Origin of the sequence: Gordonibacter massiliensis (ex Traore et al. 2017), from assembly GCF_019731765.1 — a bacterium.
GTDB lineage: Bacteria > Actinomycetota > Coriobacteriia > Coriobacteriales > Eggerthellaceae > Gordonibacter > Gordonibacter massiliensis.
In genome coordinates, this window is sequence record NZ_JAASIO010000017.1 from 12,691 (window position 1) to 30,135 (window position 17,445).

General features: G+C 68.3%; 17 protein-coding genes. 5 read left to right on the forward strand and 12 right to left on the reverse strand.

The window, feature by feature from the left end:
• Nucleotides 1-55: 55 nt before the first annotated feature.
• The 12 genes from HCH03_RS14910 to ftsZ all read right to left on the reverse strand — a co-directional run bounded on the left by HCH03_RS14910 (nucleotide 56) and on the right by ftsZ (nucleotide 11,140).
• Nucleotides 56-1,072, reverse strand: a complete 1,017-nt coding sequence (locus HCH03_RS14910) for an ABC transporter ATP-binding protein (RefSeq protein ID WP_246600069.1) — start codon at nucleotides 1,070-1,072, stop codon at nucleotides 56-58.
• On the reverse strand, nucleotides 1,065-2,096 hold the full coding sequence (locus HCH03_RS14915; RefSeq protein ID WP_368042459.1) for a FecCD family ABC transporter permease: 1,032 nt from the start codon (nucleotides 2,094-2,096) through the stop codon (nucleotides 1,065-1,067). The genes HCH03_RS14910 and HCH03_RS14915 overlap by 8 nt, the downstream gene beginning before the upstream one ends.
• 15 nt (nucleotides 2,097-2,111) lie before the next feature.
• The gene (locus HCH03_RS14920) at nucleotides 2,112-3,119 is read right to left on the reverse strand and encodes an ABC transporter substrate-binding protein (protein WP_221690125.1); all 1,008 of its coding nucleotides are present in this window, start codon (nucleotides 3,117-3,119) and stop codon (nucleotides 2,112-2,114) included.
• Between the two features lie 242 nt (nucleotides 3,120-3,361).
• Nucleotides 3,362-4,366, reverse strand: a complete 1,005-nt coding sequence (nirJ2, locus tag HCH03_RS14925) for a putative heme d1 biosynthesis radical SAM protein NirJ2 (protein WP_221690126.1) — start codon at nucleotides 4,364-4,366, stop codon at nucleotides 3,362-3,364.
• A gap of 150 nt (nucleotides 4,367-4,516) precedes the next feature.
• Entirely contained in the window at nucleotides 4,517-5,284 is a 768-nt protein-coding gene (locus HCH03_RS14930; protein ID WP_221690127.1) for a MerR family transcriptional regulator, read from the reverse strand.
• A gap of 277 nt (nucleotides 5,285-5,561) precedes the next feature.
• The gene (locus HCH03_RS14935; RefSeq protein WP_221690128.1) at nucleotides 5,562-5,858 is read right to left on the reverse strand and encodes a DUF167 domain-containing protein; all 297 of its coding nucleotides are present in this window, start codon (nucleotides 5,856-5,858) and stop codon (nucleotides 5,562-5,564) included.
• 297 nt (nucleotides 5,859-6,155) lie between these two features.
• On the reverse strand, nucleotides 6,156-6,968 hold the full coding sequence (locus HCH03_RS14940) for a DivIVA domain-containing protein (RefSeq protein ID WP_185906287.1): 813 nt from the start codon (nucleotides 6,966-6,968) through the stop codon (nucleotides 6,156-6,158).
• Between the two features lie 45 nt (nucleotides 6,969-7,013).
• Nucleotides 7,014-7,274, reverse strand: coding sequence for a YggT family protein (locus tag HCH03_RS14945; protein ID WP_080145081.1), 261 nt, complete (start codon nucleotides 7,272-7,274; stop codon nucleotides 7,014-7,016).
• 48 nt (nucleotides 7,275-7,322) lie between these two features.
• Nucleotides 7,323-8,294 (reverse strand): cell division protein SepF, encoded by a 972-nt coding sequence (locus tag HCH03_RS14950; protein ID WP_221690129.1) that lies wholly within the window; start codon nucleotides 8,292-8,294, stop codon nucleotides 7,323-7,325.
• A gap of 112 nt (nucleotides 8,295-8,406) precedes the next feature.
• Nucleotides 8,407-9,126, reverse strand: coding sequence for a YggS family pyridoxal phosphate-dependent enzyme (locus tag HCH03_RS14955; protein WP_185906289.1), 720 nt, complete (start codon nucleotides 9,124-9,126; stop codon nucleotides 8,407-8,409).
• 6 nt (nucleotides 9,127-9,132) lie between these two features.
• Complete coding sequence (locus HCH03_RS14960; protein WP_221690130.1) at nucleotides 9,133-9,990, reverse strand: polyphenol oxidase family protein; 858 nt, start codon at nucleotides 9,988-9,990, stop codon at nucleotides 9,133-9,135.
• 13 nt (nucleotides 9,991-10,003) lie between these two features.
• A complete protein-coding gene (ftsZ, locus tag HCH03_RS14965; RefSeq protein WP_080145078.1) occupies nucleotides 10,004-11,140 on the reverse strand; it encodes a cell division protein FtsZ in 1,137 nt (378 codons plus the stop codon).
• 553 nt (nucleotides 11,141-11,693) lie between these two features.
• On the opposite strand from ftsZ, the gene HCH03_RS14970 reads away from it, so the two are divergent.
• Genes HCH03_RS14970 through HCH03_RS14990 form a run of 5 tightly spaced genes read left to right on the forward strand, consistent with a single transcriptional unit; the run spans nucleotide 11,694 to nucleotide 17,222 of the window.
• The gene (locus HCH03_RS14970) at nucleotides 11,694-12,551 is read left to right on the forward strand and encodes a cytochrome b/b6 domain-containing protein (RefSeq protein WP_221690131.1); all 858 of its coding nucleotides are present in this window, start codon (nucleotides 11,694-11,696) and stop codon (nucleotides 12,549-12,551) included.
• Between the two features lie 5 nt (nucleotides 12,552-12,556).
• Nucleotides 12,557-13,342: a 4Fe-4S dicluster domain-containing protein gene (locus HCH03_RS14975; protein ID WP_221690132.1), complete on the forward strand. Its 786-nt coding sequence runs from the start codon at nucleotides 12,557-12,559 to the stop codon at nucleotides 13,340-13,342.
• 9 nt (nucleotides 13,343-13,351) lie between these two features.
• Nucleotides 13,352-15,397, forward strand: coding sequence for an aldehyde ferredoxin oxidoreductase N-terminal domain-containing protein (locus HCH03_RS14980; protein ID WP_221690133.1), 2,046 nt, complete (start codon nucleotides 13,352-13,354; stop codon nucleotides 15,395-15,397).
• A 5-nt stretch (nucleotides 15,398-15,402) separates the two neighbouring features.
• Nucleotides 15,403-15,921, forward strand: coding sequence for a hypothetical protein (locus HCH03_RS14985; RefSeq protein ID WP_246600073.1), 519 nt, complete (start codon nucleotides 15,403-15,405; stop codon nucleotides 15,919-15,921).
• Nucleotides 15,915-17,222, forward strand: coding sequence for an aminotransferase class V-fold PLP-dependent enzyme (locus HCH03_RS14990; RefSeq protein ID WP_368042460.1), 1,308 nt, complete (start codon nucleotides 15,915-15,917; stop codon nucleotides 17,220-17,222). Before HCH03_RS14985 ends, HCH03_RS14990 begins: the two co-directional genes overlap by 7 nt.
• Nucleotides 17,223-17,445 lie beyond the last annotated feature (223 nt).

Consider the following 17,445-nt stretch of genomic DNA (forward strand, 5'->3'; position numbering starts at 1 on the left):
GCGGAGGACGGCGGCGCCCCTTTCCGCTTCGGCAAAGCATGCCGCCAGGCTCGCGTCATGCTGGAAACAGCGCGTACGCTCGCCCCTCTGCCGCTTCGTGCGGCCGAACGGCCACCCCGAAGGCGCGCTCGATAGCACCCGTGCCCAGCACTTCGCCCACGCTTCCCGCCGCCGTGGCGCGCCCGCGCTCCATGACCAAAAGACGATCGGAGTAGCGTAGCGCCAGGTCGAGGTCGTGGATGACCATGACGACGGTCTTGCCGGCCTCCTCGTTCAGACGACGCACCAGCTCCATGGTCTCATGGCAAGCGCGGATGTCCAAATAGGTGGTGGGCTCGTCGAGCACGATGAGGCCGGTGTCCTGCGCCAGCGTCATGGCGATGAACGCGCGCTGGCGCTCGCCGCCCGACAGCCGCCGCAGCTCGTGCGTGCGGAACGCCGCGATGCCCGCCAGCTCGAGGGCGCGCTCCACCTGCTCGCGATCCTCGCGCGAGAGCCTTCCCTGGCGCGCCTGATACGGGTAGCGCCCGCATGCCACGAGCTCCTCCACCGTCATGGCCGGCGGGCGGGCAGCCTGGGCCAGCACGGCCACGCGGCGGGCCCGCTCCTTCGCCTTCATCGACAGCGTGGGCACGCCGTCGATGCGCACCTCCCCTGCCTGCGGGCGCAAGAGGCCGTCGACCAGCTTGACCATCGTGGACTTCCCGCAGCCGTTCGGGCCGACGATGCTGGTCACGGCACCGTGGGGAAACGTCGCCGAAAGGCCCTCGATGAAGGGCTCCTTTCCGTAAGAGAACGACACGTCGCGCAGTTCGATGGCGGGGACTTGATCGCGCTGGCGCCGCGCGGGATCCTTCGACTCCGCGCCGCGCGCTCCACTCAGGATGACAGGAGACGGCGCGGCGCGCGTCGCCGCATTGCGAGGTCCCCCTGCGCTCGCTTCGCGCGCCCGGACATGCAACAGTCCACGGGACTGCTGCACTCCCGAGACGGTGGAGGGCGGCGCGGTGCGCTCGTCCAAAGTGACGGAGAGTCGTGCGGCGCATTCGCTCGGGATGACGGGGCTACTCAAGGCTCCCCCTCCTGTTCTTCAAGATGAGGTAGATGAAGAAGGGACCGCCCAAGAACGCCATGAGGATGCCCACCGGCACCTCGTACGGTACGAACAGCACGCGCGCCAGAAGGTCGCACACGACGACGAACGCCGCGCCCGCCACGGCCGACAGCGGCAGCACCATGCGGTTGTCGTGGCCCACGAAGAACCGCACGAGATGCGGGATGATGAGCCCCGCGAACCCCAGCAGGCCGGCGAAGCTCACGGCCGCGCCCGCCAGCACGGCGGCGAGTCCCAGCATGGCCAGCCGGCACGCGCCCACGTTCATGCCGAGCGCGTGGGCCGTGTCGTCGCCGAGCGCCATGATGTTGAGCTTGCCCGCCGCGAACAGCGCTGCGGCAAGCCCGGCCGCGATGTAGACCGCCGGCCACAGCAGGTCGTCCATGAGCACGCCGGCCAGACCTCCCACGAGGAAGGTCGACGAGCCTATGTAGGCGTCGGGGTTCACGATGAGGATGGTGTTCATGCCCGCGCCGAACACCGTGGTGATGGCGATGCCCGCCAGCACCACGGTGAGCCTCGACGTGTTGGCGCCGAGCGAGATGCCGAAGATGACGAGCGCCGTGACGAGCGCACCCAGGAAGGCCGCGAGCGGCGGCAGCCACAGCACCTGAGGAAACACGCTGGCCGCAACGAGCACGAACAGCCCGGCGCCCGAGTTGATGCCGATGATGTTGGGGCTGGCAAGCGGGTTGTCCAGCACGGCCTGGATGATGGCGCCCGCCACGGCCAGCGCCCCTCCCGCCAGAAGCGCCGCCAGCACGCGCGGCAGGCGCACGTTCACGAGAATGCTCTTCGCCGCCGCGCTCACGTCGCCGCCGGTCGCCCAGGCGACGAGGTCCCCCCAGCTCACCGAGGACGAACCTGCGAGGAAACCCGCCGCCGTCACCGCCGCCAGAACGGCGACGGAAGCGACCGCGACAAACGGCGCTTTCAAAGAGCCGCTTCGCCGCACGGCCTTTTCGCCTTCGAGCTCAGACACGGGACGCCCTTCGCCCTACGCGTACAGCGCGTCGAAGAGCACCTGGTAGCTCTGGTCCCAGCGCTCGTTCGGCTTGTACTGGAACAGGTGCGGATCGAGCGCGACGTAGCGGCCGTCCCGCACCGCCGAGAGCGTGGACCAGGCGGGATTCGCCGCCGTCTGGTCTTCGAGCGCCTTCATGGCCGCCGCGTCGTCGTTGCCCATGGGCACCACGAAGATGAAATCGGGATCCATCTCGATGATCGACTCCAGGCTGAAGTCCTTGAGCAGGCTGGGGTTCTCGTCGGCCAGGTTCTTGACGCCCAGGTCGGCCAGCATGGCGCCCGTCATCGTGGAGGACGCCTGCACGCGGGTGCCGCCCGAATACGTGGTCAGCACGAGCGCCGAAGGCTCCTCGCCTGCGGGCACCTTGGCTTTGACCGCCTCGATGCGGTCGGACACGGCCTGGCCGTTCTGCTCGTACAGATCGTCGCGGCCCGTGACGTCGCAGCAGGTGCGCAGCATGCGCAGGTAGTCGTCGAACGTCGTCACCTGGAAGCATGCCACCGGGATGTTCGATGCGACGAGCGCCGCCTTGAGGTCCGCTTGGTTCGAATCGCCGCCGCGACCGCCGGAACCGCTCGTCATGATGACGAAGTCGGGCTCGAGCGCGATGATGGACTCCAGGTTCAGGTTCGCGAAATCGCCTACCTTCTGCACGTTTTCGGACTTGAGATCGTAGTCGGACAGCGTGAACGCGTCGTCCGACGCGCCTACGAGCGTGCCGCCTGCCAGCTCCCACATGCTCGCGAAGCTGCCCATGCACGCCACCACGCGCTGCGGGTTGTCGACCGCGACCTCGGTGCCCGTGTCGTCGGTGAACGTGACCGCGCCGGCTTGCGGGGCGCTTTGGGCTTCCGCCTTCGGGGCGCCCGCGTCGGCTCCGGCTTCGGGCTGGGCGGTCGAGCAGCCGGCGAGCAACATCGTCGCGGCGAACGAAGCGGCGACGGCAGTAGGAACGATGCGTTGGGAGATGATGGTCATGGATGGGGGTCCTTTCGTTTGATACGTAAGCTGGACAAGCAGAGCGCCAAGCTGTCATCCTGAGCGGAGCGCGCAGCGCGGAGTCGAAGGATCCCGTGCGGCGTCAGCCGTAAGGCTTCCTGCTGACGCCGCACGGGATCCTTCGACTACGGCGGCTTCGCCGCCTCCGCTCAGGATGACATACCGCCAGTCCCGATGGCGCTCCAAGATGACAGGGGCAAAGGTGCCTTTCGGCCCTCGCGCTAGACGGCGGTCGCAACCAGGGCGTTGCCGTGGGCGCAGTAGTCGTCTTGGGCGAGGATGTCGCCGTCGTGGTAGTACGCGGCGCGCGCTCGGCAACCGCCGCAACCGTCGCGGTAGTCGCAGGTGCCGCACGAGCCGGAGTATGCCTGCGTGCGCAGGCGCTCGAACACGGGGCTCGTCCTCCATATCTCGTCGAAGGGCCGCTCGCGCACGTCGCCCGCCTCCTCGGTCATGTAGGCGCAGGGACGCACGATGCCCTCGCTGCCGACGACGCAGTACGTGAGGCCGGTCAGGCATCCGCGGCTGAAGCGCGTCTCCACACCCAGCTGCTTCGCCACGCGCGTGAACTGGGGCGCGCACGTGGGCTTCACGTCGATGGGCACCTCGGCGGCTTTGCGCATGATGTCGCCCAGCAGCCGCTCGTTCTCCAGCACCTCGAGCGAGGTCTCTTGAATGAACTTCCCGCGACCCACCGGAATGAGGAAGAACACGTAGTGCGCGATGGCGCCGATCTCCACGGCGAAGTCGGTGACGGCGCACACCTCGTCGCGGTTCCAATCCACCACGGTGGTGTGCAGCTGGAACGGAAGGTCCGCCTGCTTGCAGGCCTCGATGCCCGCCATGGTGAGGTCGTGGGCGCCTGCTAAGCCGCGAAACCTGTCGTGCTTGGCGGCATCGAGGCTGTCCACCGAGATGCCCATGGCGCAGGCTCCGGCCTCCTTCAGCCGCACGGCGACCTCGGACGTGATGAGCGTGCCGTTCGAGCCGAACACGGGACGCAGCCCACGCGAGGCGGCGTGCGCCACGAGCTCGTAGATATCGGGGCGCATGAGCGGCTCGCCGCCCGAGAAGATCATCACCTTGAAGCCCGCGCAGGCTATCTCGTCGATCAGCTTCTTGCCCTCCTCGCAGGAGAGCTCCAAGGCGCTGGCCTCCTCGGCGTCCTGATAGCAGTGGACGCATTTGAGGTTGCACTTGTTCGTCGTCATCCACGACACGAGCATGGGCGTATTCCTTTCATCCGGGCGCGCCGGCAGACGGCGCGCGAAGCGGCAGCGGCAGAAACGCGACAATAGGTTTTGGGATGCGCCGGGCGGGTTCGGCATCGGGAGGTAGGAGGGATCTGGTGCGGAACCCGACCGGCGCCGGGTGGGCTAGTCGGCCGGGTCGGGCCGGTCGCCATAGGCGGCGACCACGGCCTCCAGATGGTCGAACACGGTTTGGCGCAGCTCGTCGAACGAGCCGTCGTCACCGCCGTGCGGAGCGATGTTCTCCATGAGGATGAAATTCCGCTCGGTCGCGGCGGCGTCCTGCGACGCGTCAAGGGCCAGGTACCGCTTGGCCAAATCGCGGTTGCGCGGGCTGTCGACGGGTTCGCCCGCCGGCATGAGGCGGATGGTGTCGGCGATGAGCTCGTGCCACTTCGACACGGACTCGCCGCGCGCGACGAGATCCTCGGCGGCCGTCTCGACGGCGGGCGCGTCGTCGCGGATGCACGTCAGGCGCCAGAAGAACTGGCTCTCCCCCTGGCAGCGCTCCACGGTGGAGGCGAGCGCCTCCCAATCGGGCAGCCCCTCGCCGGCCTCGTCGTGCAGCGAGCGCAGCGTGGTCATGCGCTTGAACAGCGCTTGGAACTGCTCTTCGATGGCGTCCATCTGCTCGCCGGCCAGCTCCTGCAGGGCAGCGGGCTCGTCGAAAAGAGCCGCATCGGATTTGATCTGGGCCAGCGAGAGCCCCAGGTACTTCAAGGTCAGAATACGATACAGGTCTTTCACGTTGGCGTCCGTGTACAGGCGCTGGTTCTGAGGGCCTTTCGCCGACGGCGACAACAGGCCCTGCTGGTCGTAGTATTGGATCGTGCGCACCGTCACCCCGACGCGTCGTGCCAACTCTCCCACGGTCAGGTATCGTTGATCGGTCATGCGGCTGCTCCTCATGCGGATCCGCGCCTGTTCGGCACGGCCGCTTCCTCGTCCTCGGCCGAACGCCCCCGTCCGACCGAAACCGAGCATATGCGATGACGCTACGTCGCCGTCAACGGGAAATCCCCGTGTTTCAAAAACTCGCAACAAAAATGCGGGTAAACCCCGCGCCGCGAAGGGCACACGGCGTCCGGTGCGATCGCCGGGTGGACGCGATGGAGGCCAGGAGATCGAAAACGCGCATGCGGTCAAGCGCCCGGCACCGCACGGGGCCGGTCTAACAGCGCGGCAAAGACGCGATCCAAGCGTCCACGCGTTCGGCAGGGGCGTCGATGGCCAAGCGCTTGCGGCGCGCGGTATGGCCGCTCGCCACCTCCACACGCGACTTCGGCACGCCGAGCGCCCCGGCCATGAGCTTGCACACGGCCTTGTTCGCCTTTCCTCCGTCGGGCGGAGCCGTCACGCGCACGCACACCTCGTCGGCGCCTGCGGCGTCGGCGCGCACCCCCGTAACCTCGTCACGCCCCGACCGGGGCGTGACGTGAACGGCTATGGCAATGGGCTTTTCGGGCATCGATCGTGTCGGCTCTTCCCTAGCGGTTTCATAGGAGCGGCCTGCAGGCCGCCCAAACGGGGCGATCATGCATAAAAACCGCTCTGAAAGCCACGAAAATCACCGCTGTGAAGCCTTTCGCCCCTGCTTCCGTAAAAACGCTCGGCATAGTACCTGGTCGAACATGAAAGCGATTTCGAGACAGGCGCGAGAGCCTCCGTGCAGGCACGTGAAACGCTTCACAGCGGTGATTTTCGTGACTTTCAGCCGGTCTTAGGTGCATGAAGCGGTTCCGCCGGCCCCAGGCCGGCGGAACGGTTAGTCGATCTCCTCGAACTCGAAGGCGTCGTCGGCGTCGCCGAAGCCGGAGAGGTCCTTCTCCACGCGGGAGGGCGTGGGAGTGGCAGGCGCGACGGACACGGCGCCCGTCTGGGGCATGGCGTAGGCGGCCGAGCCGTCCTTGCTGATGGGGGCCTGGGCCGGCGAGCCTATCACGCGACCGGTTGTCTCGACGACGTCCGTCGCACGGGCGTGGGCGCTCGCAGGTAGGGTGGAAACCGGGGCGTCGCCGCCGATCTCGGCCAGCTTGCGGGTGGCGTCGGCGATGAAGTCGGTGAGCAGCTCCTGGTAGTCCTCGCGGGCGTCCTCGCGGTCGTCCTCGAGCTTCTTGATGGCGTCGAGCACCTTCTGCTTCTCGGCCTCGGCCTTGTCGACGATGCGCTTGGCCTCTTCCTCGGCGTCGTTGATGGTGCCGGCAGCCGTGGCGTTCGCGTTCGAGATGATCTCGTCGGCGGAGCGCTGGGCGATGATGAGCGCCTGGGCGATGGCGTTGTCGTCGGCCTTCTTGGCCTCCAGCTGGCGCTCGAGCTCGGCGATGCGCGCGTCCTTGGCGGCCAGCTCCTCGCTGCTCGCGGCAGCTGCGGGAACGGGGGCGTCCTCGATGCGGGCGGGCGTGTCGAACCCGGCGAACGACGTGTCGTCGAGCTGGCTCTCCAGCTGGTCGATCTGCGCGGTCATCGCATCGATCTCGTCGGCGACGTGCTCGAGGAACACGTCCACTTCGTCGACGTCGTAGCCCTTGCGGTCGATTGAGAAGCTCTGGTTGTGGATCTCAGCCGAGGTGATTGCCATAATCGGTCCCTTCGTCCTGTCCGCGCGAACGCGGTTTATGCGCAGCTAAAACAAGTTCACTATCAAACGTACCCCGAATTGTAGTACAAGCAGGGCAATGATGGGGGTAACGTCCACCATACCTCCAAGCGGCGGGATCAGTTTTTTGAAGATGTTGAGATACGGATCGCACACGCGTCCCAGCACTCGGTAGATGTCGGCGAGCAGGCCGCGGTCCGTGGGGAGCCACGACATGAGCACGTACACGAACAGCACCATGCTGTACACGTCGGCGATCGACACGATGAGGTATTTCAAGCTCAGCAAGAGCCCAGCTCCTTCTTTCCAGGGTCGGACGGCGCCGTTCGCCGTCGGCTACAGCACGCCTTGGTTGCGCAGGGCGAGGCGCTCGGCCTCGGTGAGCGAGGCGCCGCGCGTGATGGCGAACACCTTGTCGGCCACGGCCTCCACGCTGGCGTCGAGCGCGCTCGACACGCCGAACGAGAAGTCCAGGATGCGCTTGGCCAGCTGGTCGGGCGTGTTGCGCAACGCGAGCACCACGACGTCGCCCGCCTTCAGTATCTTGGCCACGCGCTCGACCTCGCCGTAGCTCGCGGGCTTGAGCACCGAGATGGCGCGCGACGGGTTGTGCGCGGGCGCGCCCGAGCCCGCGTAGGCCTCGTACGGGTCGAACGAGCCGGTGGCGGCCGCGGATGCGGGCGCCTGGGCGGTGGCGGTTGCGACGGAAACGGCAGCCGAGGACGACGCGGCGACGAAGCCCGACCCTGCCGGGGCCGCGCCCGAAGAGGCCTTGGCGGGTTCGACTTCGGTCGAGCTCGGCTCGAACAGCGCGTTCAGGCTCTCGGAGCGCTCGCGCCGGGCGGCCGTGTGGGCCGGCGACGAGGGCGCGGGCATGGTGGCGTCCACCACCGTGCGCTCGCCCCGGTAGCTCGAGGTCGATGCGGACGGCGTCGTCACGCGGCGCGCCGGCAGCGGGTCGCGACGCAGGCTGTCGGGCACCTGGGTATGGGCGCGCACGTCGTCGATGGACACGAGCTTGGGGAAATCGGCGTCGGACGAGGAGCGCGCGCTGCGGCTCCCTCCGCGCGCGGGCCGCGTGGTCACGGGCGCGTACGGGTCGTAGCGCGACGCGGGCGCGTCGTCTTCGTAGCCGGGACCGTAGTCGCCGAACTCGTCGTCGTAATCGCCGAAGTCGTCCCCGTAGTCGTCGAGGTACGCGTCGTCGTATCCGGCGGCGTTGCCGGCCGAGTCGGCGAAGCCGAGCTTCGACTTGATGCCGTCGAACATTCCGCCGTGCTCGGATTTCTTGATCTTGGGCAGCTCCATGTTCACCACCTGCTTCGTTTGGTTCCGGCGGCCTGACCGCCGCTGCGTTCACCCTGCTGCGTTTGCACCTGTCCTTGCGCGACGCCGCGTCGCCGCACGACGGCTCTGCCGCTCATGCGAGATTCCCTGCGCCCGGGCCGCTGGCCTCGAAGGCGTCGTCGAACACGGCTCTCCCGATGCGCACTATGGTAGCGCCCGCGTGCACGGCCTCGCGCCAGTCTTCGCTCATGCCCATAGAAAGCCCATCGAACAGAGCGGCCCGGCTGGGGTCGAGGTCGGCGCGCAGCTCGGCGTGCAACCGCGCCAGCCCTTCGAACGTCGCGCGCGCCGCGTCCAGGTCGCCCTGCGGCGCCATGGTCATGAGCCCGCGCACGCGCACGTGCGCCAATCCGCCGCACGCATCGAGCAGCGCGGCCACGTCGCCCGGGGCCAGGCCGCCCTTGCTCTGCTCTCCCGACACGTTCACCTCGAGCAGCACGTCCTGCACCTTGCCCGCCGCCGCGGCCGCCTCGTCGATCTTGCGCGCATGGCGCTCCTCGACAAGCGAATGCACGAGCGCGGCCGACCCCACGATGTCGGGTATGCGGCGCGATTGGATGTTGCCGATGAAATGCCAGTTGGCCTGCGGATACGCAGCGGCCTTCTCCACGAGCCCGTCGGGGCGGTTCTCGCCGAAGTCGCGCGCGCCGGCCGCAACGGCGCTTCCCACCTGGGCCGGGCCCACGGTCTTCGACACGGCGACGACCGTCACCTCGCGCGGGTCGCGTCCGGCCTCGCGGCAGACGGCGGCCACCTCGGCCGCGACGTTCGCGTAGCGCTCTTCGATACCCATGATCCGTCAACCTTTCTGCAACACGGCGATGGCGCCGTGGCGGCCGCAGGTGCCGCCCGACGCGCGGTAGGAGAAGTACTCGTCCGATTGGCAGACCGTGCACACGCCCGCGTCGACGACGCGGGCCGGGTCCAAGCCGGCCAGGACAAGGTCGCGCGAGACGGCGCGGGACAGGTCCACATGGCGCTCGTCGGGAGCGACGTCGCCGCCGAAGCGCGCGGAGAACCACGTGCGCACGTCCTCGTCCGTTTCGAAGCACTCCGCGTGAATGTGCGGGCCGAGATAGGCGTTGCATGCGGCGGCGGCCTCGGCCGCCGTGCAGCCGAGCGCCTCGGCGTTGCGGGCGGCAACGAGGCGCGCGGTCTTGCCGGCGATGCCCGCCACCGCGCCCCGCCACCCGGCGTGCGCGACGGCGAAGCGCCCCGTGGGCGACACGATCACCACGGGCACGCAATCGGCGAAGCACAGCAGCGCCGCCACCTGCGGTGCGTCCACGAGGATGCCGTCGGCCCCCCTGAGCGCGCGGGCGCGCGCCTTCTCCAGCGTCCGGGCGTCGGCGGAGCCCACCTCCACGATATCGTCGCCGTGCACCTGGTTCGCCGTCACGAGGGCCGCGTCGGCGGCGCCCAGCGCCTCCAGCAGCAGCTCCCGGTTGTACGCGACGATCGCGGGGTCGTCGCCCACGTGCGCGCCCAGGTTGAGCTCGGCGAAGGGGCCCATGCTTTCGCCTCCTGCGCGACCGGTGAACGCGACGCGCACGCCCGTGCGCTCGAACAGGGCCTCGTCGGTGAGCGCCGATATGCGACGCGCGCCGAAGAGGCGCGCGTCGAGATGCGGTTCTGGAAGTTCCACGGCCGATGCCATGCAAGCGGCTCCTTTAGCGCTGACGTTTCAGGAAATCGGGGATGTAGTCCTCGTCCGCGAAGCGGCCGTTGTTCGACGACGTGGAGAACGACACCGGAGGCGCGGACTGCTGCGGAATGGACGGCACGCTCGGCTCGGGCGCGGTGGACGCGAACAGGTCCTTGCGCGAGAAGTCCATGGAGGACTGCTGCTGGCTGCCCGCCTTGAAGCCGGTGGCGATGACGGTGATGCGCACCTGGTCGCCCATGCCCTCGTCCACGATCTGGCCGTAGATGATGTTGGCGTTGTCGTCGGCGCAGGCCTCCACCGTGCGGGCCGCCGCGTCGACCTCGGTGAGCGTGAGGTCGGGGCCGCCGGCGATGGAGAACAGCACGCGCGAGGCGCCCGCGATGGACGTTTCGAGCAGGTTCGAGTTCGTGGCCTGCTGGGCGGCGTCGAGGGCGCGGTTCTCGCCGGAAGCGATGCCGATGCCCATCATGGCCGTGCCCGCGTCCTTCATGACGGTGCGGATGTCGGCGAAGTCGAGGTTGATGAGGCCGGGGATGGTGATGAGGTCCGTGACGCCTTGGATGCCCTGGCGCAGGGTGTCGTCGGCGATGCGGAACGCGTCGAGCATGCTGGTCTTCTTGTCCACGATCTCCAGCAAGCGGTCGTTCGGGATGACGATGAGCGTGTCGACTTTCTGGGACAGCAGGTCGACGCCTTGGTCGGCCTGGTTGCGGCGTGTGCGCCCCTCGAACGAGAACGGCTTGGTGACCACGCCGACCGTCAGCGCGCCGATCTCCTCGCGGGCGATCTCGGCGATGATGGGCGCCGCCCCCGTGCCCGTGCCGCCGCCTTCGCCGGCGGTGACGAACACCATGTCGGCCTCGGCGAGCGCTTCGCGGATCTCCGCGCGGCTCTCTTCGGCCGCCTGGCATCCCACCTCGGGGTTCGCGCCGGCACCGAGGCCCCGCGTGAGCTCCTCGCCGATGTGGATCGTCTTGTCCGCGTCCGACATGAGCAGTGCCTGGCGATCGGTGTTGACGGCGATGAACTCGACGCCCTTCACCCCCGCCTCGACCATACGGTTCACGGCATTCGTACCGCCGCCGCCGACACCGACGACCTTGATAACCGCCAAATGCTCGGAACCAATTTTGTTTGGCATTGTGTCCTCCACACCTGCTGCGTTTCTTTATGCTGCGTTTGCCCCAACGTGGGTACAGTTCACGTGGGGTTATTGTACACGAAGCTCAACCTTTTGCAAATTACACCTTGACATTGTTACATACGCGTTCACAGATATAGCGGAAGAGGCGCCGCGACCCTCCCGTCGACGCGCCCGCGGGAAGGCCGCGGCGCTTCGGCGCGCGCAATGGGCGCAGGTCATGCCCTTGCTGCCCTCCGCTCACCGCCCGGCCGCAGCCGCTGGCTGCCGGGCCCCTCCCGCTCGCAAGTTCACGCTCTGCCGTTCGTCGCCGACCCCCTCGCAAGCGACGGGGTTTCAACGGTATCGTGAAGCCACGGTATCGTGCATCGCCAGCTGGCAACGTATAGCCCGCGATCAGAAGGGAGTCCCTCCTATGGCTCCGCTCGTGCTCACCTCTTTCAAGGTATAGACGCCTCGCGCGCCTTCTGAACGCGCACCCTTATCTTCGAACAGCATCGAGCTTCGCCCGCGCCCCTCGAGGGTTCGGCGAAGCACGTCGAAAGGAAGCCTTATGCCTTGGTTCGACCAAGCGCCGTGGCTCGTCGCTCTGGCACCGTTCTTGGGTCTGTTCCTCTCCGCGTTCACGAAGCGGAAAGACCCCTTCCTGGCCGGCGACCGGGTGTACCGCCACGACGCCCCCGCACGAATATCCCACTGGGCCCATGCGGTGGGCACGACCGTTTGCCTCGTGTCCGGCATCATCCTGGGCCTACGGTTCACGCCCGCGTTCGTCGACGACGGCCCCGCGGCCGTGCTCTGGCAGAACGCGCACTTCGTGGCCGCCGTCGTGTTCCTGTTCGGGACGTTCTACTACCTGGGCAACACGATCGTGTCGCACTGGCGGCTGCGCGAGCACCTGCCCACGAAAAACGTGGTGTCCTACACCATCCGGCACTACAGCCTGCTCATCGGCATCAAGAAGTTCACCATGCCCCCCGAGGACAAGTACTTCGAAAGCGAGAAGGCAGCCTACGTCATGGCCGTGGTCACCGCCGTGCTGCTGGTGGTTTCGGGCCTGTTCAAGGCGGCGGCGCATGTGTTCCTCGCCCTGCCGGACGGGCTGATGAACGTCATGTTCTGGATTCACGACATAGCCGCCGCGCTCATGCTGGTGTTCCTGGTGGCGCACGTGTTCTTCGCCGTCATCGCGCCGTTCTCGTGGAAGACGTTCCCGTCCATGTTCACCGGTTGGATGCCGCTCGGCGAGGCCGAGAAGGAGCACCGGGGGTGGCTCGAGCGGCTGCAGGCCGAGCACGACGAGCGCGGCGAGGACGAGCGCGCGCTTGAGGGGGCCGCGAAGACGGCCGCAGACGAACCGACGAGGACCGTGGCGCCCGCAGGCGGAGCGCCCGGCGCGCAAGGGAGATGAGCGAGATGACTGAGACGAACAAGAGCGCGGCCGGCGCGCAGGAGAAGGGCGGCCTGTCGCGGCGCCAATTCATCGCCGGCATAGGCGGGTTGGGCATCGGCGTGGTGCTGGGCGGCGGCATAACGGCGCTGCTTCTGCCCGACGACGTGTACGCCCTCGAGGCGAGCCAGGGCTACCTGCTCGTCGACACCAAGAAGTGCGCCGGCTGCGAGACGTGCGTCATCTCGTGCTCGCTCGCGCATCTGGGACGCATCAACACGTCGCTTTCCCGCATCCAGGTGATGAAGAACCCGCTGGGCAGCTTCCCCACCGACGACGTCACGCAGAACCAGTGCCGCCAGTGCCCCTACCCCTCCTGCGTGGAGGCCTGCCCCGTGGGCGCCATGCACGCCGACCCGACCACGGGCGTGCGCCTGGTGGACGAGGGCAAGTGCATCGGCTGCGAGCGCTGCGTGGAGGCATGCCCGTTCACGCCGTCGCGCGTGCAGTGGAACTTCGAGGACAAGCACGCGCAGAAGTGCGACCTGTGCCAGAACACGCCCTACTGGGACGAGGAGGGCGGCGCCTTCGGAAAGCAGCTCTGCGTGGAGGTGTGCCCCATGAAGGCCATCACGTTCACCAACGAGCTGCCCGTGCAGACCGACGAGGGCTACACGGCGAACCTGCGCAACAACCATTATTTGGAGATAGGCCTGCCGAGCGACGACGAGGCGCGGATCTCGCCCAAGGAGCGCGGCTACAGCGCCGGCGGCACCGCGGCGCAGGCGGCATCAAACGAGAACAAAGGCTAGGGGGAATCCATGTCCGAACCGAAATACGGCTACGCCGGCAAGATACTCATCGTGGACCTGACCGCGCAGAAAACCGAGACCATAGACACCGATCCTTACATCGAATGGGTTGGCGGGCACGGCATGGCCTCGAAGCTGTTCTGGGATTACTGCGAGGACAAGACCGTCGAGTCGACCGATCCCAAAAACGTCATCGTGTGCGCCACCACGCCCTTCTCCGGCGCCATCGTGCCCGCCGCGTCGGCGCGCTGCGAGTTCACGGGCATCGGGCCCTTCTCGGTGCCCGAGTGGTACAACCGCTCCAGCATGGGCGGGCGCCTGGCCGGCATGATGAAGGAAGCCGGCTACGACGCCGTCGTCATCAGGGGCAAGGCCGCCTCGCCGGTGTGGATCAACGTGGTGAACGACCGGGTGGAGTTCAACGACGCGACGGATCTATGGGGTCTCGACACCTTCGAAACCCAGGAGCGCATCTGGAACGAGGTCACGCACGGCACGCCGGAGGGATCGTGGTACGAGCTGTCGGGCAGCCGCGACGGGGGGCGCACGACGCAACGCCCGTCGGTCATGTGCATCGGGCCCGCCGGCGAGAACCTGGCGCGCGTGTCGTGCGTCGTGCACGATGCGGGCCACGTGACGGGCCAGAGCGGCTTCGGCGCGGTGTTCGGCTCCAAGAACCTCAAAGCCATGAGCTTCATCGGGTCGAAGAGCATCCCCATAGCCGACCCGGCGGCGCTCGTGCGTCTGCGCATGGAGGTGCAGGAGAAGTTCGGCTACAACATCGACGAGGGCAAGGTGCCCGGCGCGCCCGGAAGCCCCGGCGCGGCTTCGACGGTGCTCGACACGAGCCCGACCGTCGCGCGCGCCGAAGGATGCCGCGGCTGCTTCAAGAACTGCCGCAACCTCTTCCCCGGCGGCGTGGGCAACGAGCTCACCTGCTCGGCGGGCACCTACTTCACCGGCAGCGGCAAGATCGACGACACGCTGGAGGTGTACAGCCTGCTGTCGAAGTACGGTTTGAACGGCTACGAGGTGGACATGCCGGTGTACCTGAACAACCTGTACAAGATGGGCGTCATGGGCAAGGGCAAGGAGATCGACACCGACCTGCCCTTCGAGAAGTTCAACACCGTCGAGTTCATGGAGGACCTTCTGCACCGCATCGCCTACCGCGAGGAGATCGGCGACGATCTGGCCGAGGGCATCGCGCGCGCCGCGCAGAAGTGGGGCCGCTGGGACGAGGACACCTCCTCCGGCCTGCTCGCCCGCCCGAACTGGGGCTATTGCGAGCACAACGAGCCCCGCGCCGAGGTCGAGTGGAGCTACGGCAGCATCTTCAGCGAGCGCGACATCAACGAGCACGGCGTGCACAACGCGGTGTACAACACCTCCATCATGGCGGTGCTCACCGGCGCCGAGCCGCCGGTGGCGGCCGAGGACATGGCCAAGCAGCTGGCCGACCAGTCGGGCTTGGACGATCCCGAGTGCTTCAACTGGAGCGAGGAGGGCATCTACTCCGACGCGCGCGTGCGCGAGATCCACTGGAACCGCGCCTACGGGCGCTTCTGGCTGCAGTCGCTCGGCATGTGCGACTGGGTGTGGCCGAACTTCGTCAGCCGCAAGCACACGCTGGAAACGGGCAGCACCTACGGCGCCACGCCCGAATACGAGGTGAAGTTCTTCAAAGCGGTGACCGGGCGCGACCTGTCCTACGAGGAGAGCATACAGCTGGGCCACAAGTTCTGGGTGCTCGACCGCGCCATCTGGGCGCTTGAGGGCCGCCACCGCGAGCAGGAGGTGTTCACGAACTACGTGTACGACGTGAAGACCACCAAGCCCTTCCCCCTCGTGGTGCACGAGGACGGGAAGTGGAGCTACTCGCTGTGCCAGGGCCGCACGCTCGACCGCGACAAGTTCGAGGACTTCAAATCGCGCTTCTACGTGCACGAGGGCTTCGAGGAGTCCACGGGCCGTCCGACGCGCGGCTGTTTGGAAACCTTGGGCCTGGGCTTCGCCGCCGACGCGCTCGAGGCCGCCGGCAAGCTGGGGGCGTGAGCGCGATGATCGCCGAAGAGGAGCGAGCGGAAGGGCTTCCCCTGCGCGAGGAGGCCGAAGGCGACGCATCCGAAGGGGCGGCGCCTGCCGAGAACGTCCCCGTGGACGATGCCGGGGCGGAGGACGAGGTCCCCGGCATGGCCGAGGCGTGCCGGCGGTTCCCGATGCCCACCGAGGAGGAGGCCGCCCATGCCCTGCGCGAGCTTTCCTGGGGCGAGCAGTTCGTGGCCAGCCGGATGTTCCCGTCCAAGGGCGGCACGGACCTGTACCTGTACAGCCTGCGCAGCGCGGCGCTCTTCCTTCTGGACGGCGACCGCGCGCACATCGGCAAAGGGTCCGACCAGGAGATCAAGCTCATCGACGTGGACGGGTTCGTGAGCTGGGTGCGCGACGTGGTGGGCGACGGACCCTTGGCCGACGCCATGGACGAGGACTGCCCGCCCGACGACCCCTACCACGACCGGCTGCAGGCCGTCCAGCGCCTGATCGACCTGCGCATGGTGCAGTACGGAGGGTTGTGGTGACGCCCTCGCGGCAAGAGGATGCCGGAGTGCCGGGCGCGGCGGGGTCGTTCGCGCCCGGCACTCCGCTGCGGGCGGCGTTTCCGCTGCTGGCGGCATGCGATGCGCGCGGCGAGGGGCTTGCCTACCTCGACAACGCCGCCACGACGCAGAAGCCCGCCTGCGTGCTGGACGCCGTGGACGCGTTCTACCGCACCGGCTGCGCCAACCCCCACCGCTCGAACCACCGTCTGGCGCGCTCGGCGACCGAGGCTTTCGAATCGGCCCGCGCCGAGCTGGCGCGCTTCGCGGGGGCCGACGCGGACGAGATCGTGCTGACGAGCGGGGCCACGCACGCCCTCAACCTGGCGGCGCTCGGTTACGGCGCCGCCGTGCTGAAGCCGGGCGACGAGGTCGTCGTATCGCTTTTGGAGCATCACAGCAACCTGGTGCCGTGGCAGGAGGCGGCCAGGCGCACGGGGGCGAAGCTCGTGCCCCTCGTGCCCGACCGCGCCGGGCGCGTCTCCGACGCCGAGGTGGACCGGGCGATCGGCCCGCGCACGCGCATCGTGGCCGTGACGGGCACGTCGAACGTGCTGGGCTGCGCGCCTCCCGTGGTGCGCATCGCGAGCGCCGCGCACGCCTGCGGGGCCGTCGTCGTGCTGGACTGCGCCCAGAGCGTGGCCCACGAGCCGCTCGACGTGCGCGCCCTGGACGTGGACTTCGCCGCGTTCTCCGGCCACAAGATGTACGGGCCCATGGGCACGGGCGTGCTGTACGGGCACCGCGAGCTGCTGGAGCGCACCGCGCCCCTTCTGCGCGGCGGCGGCATGGTGGACCGGGTGTTCGAACGCACCGCCACGTTCGACGAGGCGCCGGGCGGGCTGGAAGCGGGTACGCAGAACGTGGCGGGCGCCGTGGGGATGGCCGAGGCCGCGCGCTTCCTGTCCCGCATCGGGTTCGACGCCGTGCGCGCCCACGAGCGCGCGCTCACGCGCCGCATGGTGGAGGGCCTTGCCTCCCTGCCCTCGGTGAAGCTCTACGGTCCCGGCCCCGACGACCGGGACGAGCGCCACGGCATCGCGGCGTTCAACGTGCGCGGCGTGGACGCCGCCGTCGCGGCGCAGGTGCTCGACCGCCGCGGCGTGGCCGTGCGCGCGGGCACGCACTGCGCCCAGCCCCTGCTGCGCCACCTGGGCACGGACGCCGTGTGCCGCGCGAGCATCGGCGTCTACAACGACGAAGGCGACATCGACCGCTTCCTCGAAGCCGTGGAAAACGCCCAACGAGAAGCCGTGGCCCTCATGACGTCGACCATGCTATAGGAAAGCACTCTCGACAACATCTCTCTCGCAGGTAGAACCCCTCAAGCGAGCGCAACCTCGTCTAGGGCGCGAGGGTCGGGGCGGGCCGCCGCGAGGCCCCGTAGGTTGAAGAAACGCAGCGGCGGCGTCGGCGGGGGCGCGCCGCGAGATTCCGCACGAGCCGAAACGCCCAGCGGGCGTTTCGTGCGAGCTCAGGACTGTCCGAGCGCCGTGCCCCCGCCGG